This window comes from Halobacillus sp. BBL2006, from assembly GCF_000786645.1.
Lineage (GTDB): Bacteria > Bacillota > Bacilli > Bacillales > Halobacillaceae > Halobacillus.
Genome location: NZ_JRNX01000262.1, coordinates 1 through 5278 on the forward strand (window position 1 = coordinate 1; position 5278 = coordinate 5278).

The 5278-nt window shown below is 45.7% G+C and carries 5 protein-coding genes; all 5 read right to left on the minus strand.

The window, feature by feature from the left end; translation table 11 throughout:
• The coding region (locus LD39_RS08715) for a macro domain-containing protein (protein ID WP_035545269.1) at positions 1–290 on the minus strand (290 nt) is incomplete at its 3' end.
• A 68-nt stretch (positions 291–358) separates the two neighbouring features.
• A complete protein-coding gene (locus LD39_RS08720; protein WP_052158786.1) occupies positions 359–1309 on the minus strand; it encodes a hypothetical protein in 951 nt (316 codons plus the stop codon).
• A gap of 235 nt (positions 1310–1544) precedes the next feature.
• Positions 1545–2480: a homocysteine S-methyltransferase gene (mmuM, locus tag LD39_RS08725; RefSeq protein WP_035545271.1), complete on the minus strand. Its 936-nt coding sequence runs from the start codon at positions 2478–2480 to the stop codon at positions 1545–1547.
• 214 nt (positions 2481–2694) lie between these two features.
• Positions 2695–4521, minus strand: a complete 1827-nt coding sequence (asnB, locus tag LD39_RS08730; RefSeq protein ID WP_035545273.1) for an asparagine synthase (glutamine-hydrolyzing) — start codon at positions 4519–4521, stop codon at positions 2695–2697.
• A gap of 51 nt (positions 4522–4572) precedes the next feature.
• The coding region (locus LD39_RS08735) for an MFS transporter (RefSeq protein ID WP_035545277.1) at positions 4573–5278 on the minus strand (706 nt) is incomplete at its 5' end.

A 5278-nucleotide genomic window follows, 5' to 3' on the forward strand; every position in this document is an offset into this window, starting at 1 on the left:
CGATAACAGGCGGCAAGTTGTTCCTCTTCCCCTTTGTTTCCTCCATTCCAAACAGGTCCTACGGTGTGAATGACTTTTTCAGAAGGCAATTCGCCGGCTGTGGTAATCACAGCTTCTCCGGTTTCACAGCCTCCAATCTCCTGGCATTCCTCCATAATCGCTGAACCTCCAGCACGATGAATCGCTCCATCCACTCCACCACCGCCCTTCAGCTGTTTGTTCGCGGCGTTGACGATCGCATCGACGTCTAACTTAGTAATGTCTGCTTGCAACACTTTTATTTTGTCCATCGCTTTCGCCTCCTTTTGAATAGAAAAAAGCAGACTCATAGATTGATAGAGTCTGCTACTGTATTTCCCTATTGATCGGAATTTGATTCGTCTTTGTGAGACGGTGTTCCTTCTAGTAACTCTGCATAATTACCTTTAATGAAACCGATGATGGTACCAAGCGTATGTCCTTTGAACTGATCCGCAACCGATTCGCCCGTTGGATTTGCATAATAGAGGGTTCCTTTTTCTTCACTATACTCAAATCCTAACGCCATAAGCCCGTTTTTCAAACCAGTCGGAAGTTCTGTGAGTCCTGTTTGCTCTGTAAAGTATTCTGTAGGATACACCCACACATCTACATCCGTCAGGCCAGTATGAACGACGAATAAATCATTGTCGTATTGGGATATCCACTGATCTTTTGAGAAAAGGGAGACGCCTGATCCTTCTAATGAGGAGATTCCATCCAGGTTCACACCGAAAATTTGATTGATGACACGTCGAATTTCCGGCCCTTCAATCTTTTTCCCGTAATACTCCAAGTATAAATCCATGACTTCAACCTTAGATAAAGACTCAATATATTCATCTAAATCTTCAATCGATTGGTCAGCTAACACCTGTTTCACACCGTCCGTTATCTCATCAGGATATGTGTTCACTTGCTTTCCAGCTCCTAGTTCAGAGACTCGATCCAAATCTATGTCATACACCTGCTTTACGATCAGGCGAATCTCTTTAGGGTTTACTTTATTCCTACGAAAATCAAGGTAACGGTCCATCACTTCAACTTTTTTCATAGAGTGAACGATATCAATCGCCTCTGATAAGCGAAGAGCTTCTTGCTCTTTCTTTAACGTCATAATGACGCCAAACATAATGTTCAAAGGGTACTCGAAATTCAAATGTTCTTCGAAATGGTGGTAACGGTCTTCTTTGTGGCTTTCAGCATGACTGACTTGCGGAGATAACGAGACGGATGCTCCTGCGAGCAAAACAGCGATGGCTACGATGATGAACTTTTTAAAACGATTCATTGGTCACCCTCCATTAAATTTTTAAGTTGTGGACTGAATCTGTTACGATGGTCCCCTTTTTATATATCGGCATGAAGTGGTCAATAGATAAATGGTAGGATACAAACTTAATAAAAAGGCGGAGAGATGTGTTTCAATAGTGTCATCTATTTTTTATTCTACAGAATCAATCAAAAAAAGACAGCTAAAATCTCAGGTTAGCTGTCTTTTGATAGATCTCTAATCTTCTAAAGTTTTAGGATCGCCACGTTTTAGTCATCTCTACAATGTGTTTCGGTGCTGTACGGCAGCAGCCACCGATGATCCGTGCTCCTTTTTTATACCAATCTTGCGTATGGAAGCCGTCGGAACCTTCTCCATGCCACGTGTTGGTTTCTGGGTCGTAGGTTTCTCCGGAATTCGGATAAACGATAATCGGTTTATTTGTATGAGCCTCCAGGGCCTTAACCGCTTCGGCAGCGGTGGTGACAGGAGTACAGTTGGCTCCGATTGCAGCGATCTGATCATCATCCTCAAATGCTTTGGCACATTCCTCAAGCGGCGTACCATCACTGATTGAAGCCCCATCCCTTAAGGTAAAGGATAGCCATCCATAAGCACCGGGAAATTCTTTTAACAGGGAACCGATCACTTCAGCTTCCTGCAAAGAAGGAATCGTTTCGATAGCCAGGAGATCTGCCCCCGCTTCTAGCAGAGCCTCCAAACGAGGTCTGTGGAATTCTCGTAACCTCTCATCATTTACGCCATAGTTCCCTTTGTATTCCGATCCATCAGCGAGATAAGCTCCATATGGACCGACGGATGCGGCGACAAGCGGTTTCGGCCGATTTGTCCCGCCTTCCTGCTGCCAAAAGTCGTCTCTCGCTTTTCGAGCAAGCTCTACGGTTTTCTTGATCAAATCAAGCGCCTCGTTTTCGCCGATCCCCCGTTCTGCAAACCCCTCTACGGTTGCCTGATAGCTGGCTGTGATCGCGCAATCTGCTCCAGATCGGAAATAATCGTAGTGAACTTGATAGATGAGGTCTGGATTTTCTAACAAGACACGTGCAGACCAAAGGGGATCATCCAGATCACACCCGTGGGTCTCAAGCTCTGTAGCTAAGGCTCCATCAAGGATCATAACGGAATGCTCATTTAAAATAGACTCTATTGGATTCGTTCTTTTCAACATGTTCTGCTTCCTCCTCTTGTCAAAAATCACCTTACCTTTTCATAGATTCATTATAAGGGCCAGGTACACTGATTTGGAATCCTATGTTCTCACTCTTTTACTAAGGCGATGAAAGATATTCTTGAGTCGGGAATTGTTTTCTCTCAAAGAAGATCTATTCTTAAACAAAAGAATACCTGACTCATAAGCTAAGCCAGGCATTTCAGGTAGTATGTTAAATGGTCACAGTGATTTGGTATTCATCCAACCACGCGTTAATTTGAATCAGGTAGTCAAACAAACCCTTAACGGCAGAATCTTGAACACCCGTGCTCTTGCCTTCTGCCATCGCACGCACTTTTTCCAAATCAATATAAGGAAGAATTGGAGCGTTCGGATCATCAAGAATTTGAAGCATCCAGGTTCTCACGCCTTGCAAATATTGGTCATCTTTCGTGCTTGGATACGCACTCTTCTTACGATAGCGCACGTCCTCTGGCAAATATCCTTCAAATGCCCGGCGCAGCACGCCTTTTTCAATGCCATCGACATTCTTCATTTCAATCGGCACATTCCAAAGATACTCCACCAAACGATAATCACAGAAAGGTACCCGGACTTCAAACCCTGTCATCATGCTGGCGCGGTCTTTGCGATCAAGCATAAATGGCAGAAAGCGGGTAATGAACATGTACGACATGCGGCGCTGCTTCGCTTGAAGCTCAGACTCATCCTCAAGCACAGGCACTTCCTCCAGCGCCTCTTCATAGCGTTCTTGCTGATAGGTTGGAAGGTCTAACTTTTCCTTCATATCATCAGATAGAACCGTAGTGATGCCCTTCATATTGATCAGCCACGGGAATACATACGCATCTAGAAATTCTTCCTGATGGAACCATGGATAGCCGGAGAATACTTCATCGGCGGATTCGCCAGATAAAGCGACCGTCGCTTCTTTTTCCATTTCCGTAAAAAGCAGATAAAGGGAAGTTTCAATTTCCCCCACCCCCGGAAGGTCACGCGCCCTCATCGTTACTAATAAATTTTCCACCAATGTATCTGCATCTAAAACGAGAGATTTGTGCTCTGTTCCGACATGTTCAGAAACTTTCTTCACCCACGGTTCATCTAAGTCTACGCGCAAGAAATCTTTTTCAAAATCTTGATCACTGTTCTCGAAGTCGATCGAATAGGTTTTCAACGTCTTGCCCTCTTTAGCAAACTCTTCCCCTGCCATAGCCGTTAATCCGCTGGAATCTAACCCTCCTGAGAGCATAGACACGACAGGACGATCAGCGACGAGCTGACGTTTGACCGTGTCTTCTAAATAAGAGCGGATTGTAGCTACCGTTGTATCAAGATCATCGGTATGCGGACGGCTCTCCAGGGTCCAGTAGCGTTCAGTTGTACGGCCTTCTTTTCTGAACGTGACATAATGACCGGCGCGTACTTCTTCGATATCTTTGAACACCCCTTGACCAGGCGTGCGAATCGGACCGAGCCCGAAAATTTCAGAAAGCCCTTGAGCATCGATCTCCGCTTCAACCTCCGGGTGAGCAAACAGCGCTTTTAATTCAGAACCGAAAATAATATCATTTCCACGGTTGGCAAAATACAAAGGCTTCACGCCAAGGTGATCCCTTCCAAGCATCAGTTGTTCCTTTCGTTCATCCCATATCGCAAAAGCAAAAATGCCGTTCAAGCGCTTGATGCATGCTTCGCCCCATTCCAAATAGGCGTGCAGCAGTACCTCTGTATCTGATGAACTGGTAAAGTGATGGCCTTTCTTGATCAATTCCCCGCGTAACTCTTTGAAATTATAAATCTCTCCATTGTAGCTAAGTGCCACCGCATGCGGCCCATCGTGATAGACCATCGGCTGCTTGCCGCCCTCCGGATCGATGACGATCAACCGGCGATGTCCTAGTGCTGCCTGCTCCGTCAACCACGTACCGCTGCGATCTGGCCCCCGGTGCTGAATCGAAGCCGTCATATTTTCCAAAATAGATTCTTGATTGATTAGATTTTGGGTCCAAGACACCCAGCCTGTAATTCCACACATGATGAAAAACCTTCTTTCTAATGATGATCGTTTCGTAAGTTTTACAAACCCTTAGTGAGCTCCTTCCGCCTCGTCAACATGACGAATATGACTTTGGTTCAGCCAAATAAACAGAACAGATAGAAAGACAAATCCAGCCCCAACATAAAAGGGAATGCTAGAATTGTAGATTTCTGATAGCTTTCCTGCTGCATAGGGAGCAATCGCGCCGCCTAAGAAGCGGAGGAAGCTATACGCAGCCGATGCGGTCGACCGTTCTACAGGACTTGCATTCATGACCGCCGTCGTAATCAACGTATTGTTGTTTCCAAGCATAGCTCCAGCAAAAATAACGGCAGCGATGACCACCCACTGAGTCGATGTCCAAATTCCCATCGCAAGCAGAACAAGCGCGAAAAGGAACAGCATCATACACATGGAAGTCACCGTGCCAAAGCGCTGCTGAAGCCTCGGTGCCATGAAGACGGATGTAATCGCAAGCAGAATGCCCCAGCCAAGAAAAACGAATCCTAATCCATGTTCATCCAGCCCGAGTACAAACGGGGAATAAGCAAGCAACGTAAAAAATCCGAAGTTGTAAAGCGCTGCCGCAATCCCCAATACAAGCAATGAACGGTGCTTCAGCGCCCTGAATGGATCCGCGAGTGATGTTTTCTTTTTGTTCGTCTGTACGGTTTGTGATGACGGCATTAATATCGTGAGTCCAATAAACGCAATGACCATTAAGATGGCGACGCCTAGAAATGGCCCCCGCCAT

Excerpts from the sequence above, each read along its gene's own strand:
- asnB (WP_035545273.1), bottom strand. The coding sequence starts at position 4,521 with ATGTGTGGAATTACAGGCTGGGTGTCTTGGACCCAAAATCTAATCAAT.
- LD39_RS08720 (WP_052158786.1), bottom strand. The coding sequence starts at position 1,309 with ATGAATCGTTTTAAAAAGTTCATCATCGTAGCCATCGCTGTTTTGCTC.
- mmuM (WP_035545271.1), bottom strand. The coding sequence starts at position 2,480 with ATGTTGAAAAGAACGAATCCAATAGAGTCTATTTTAAATGAGCATTCC.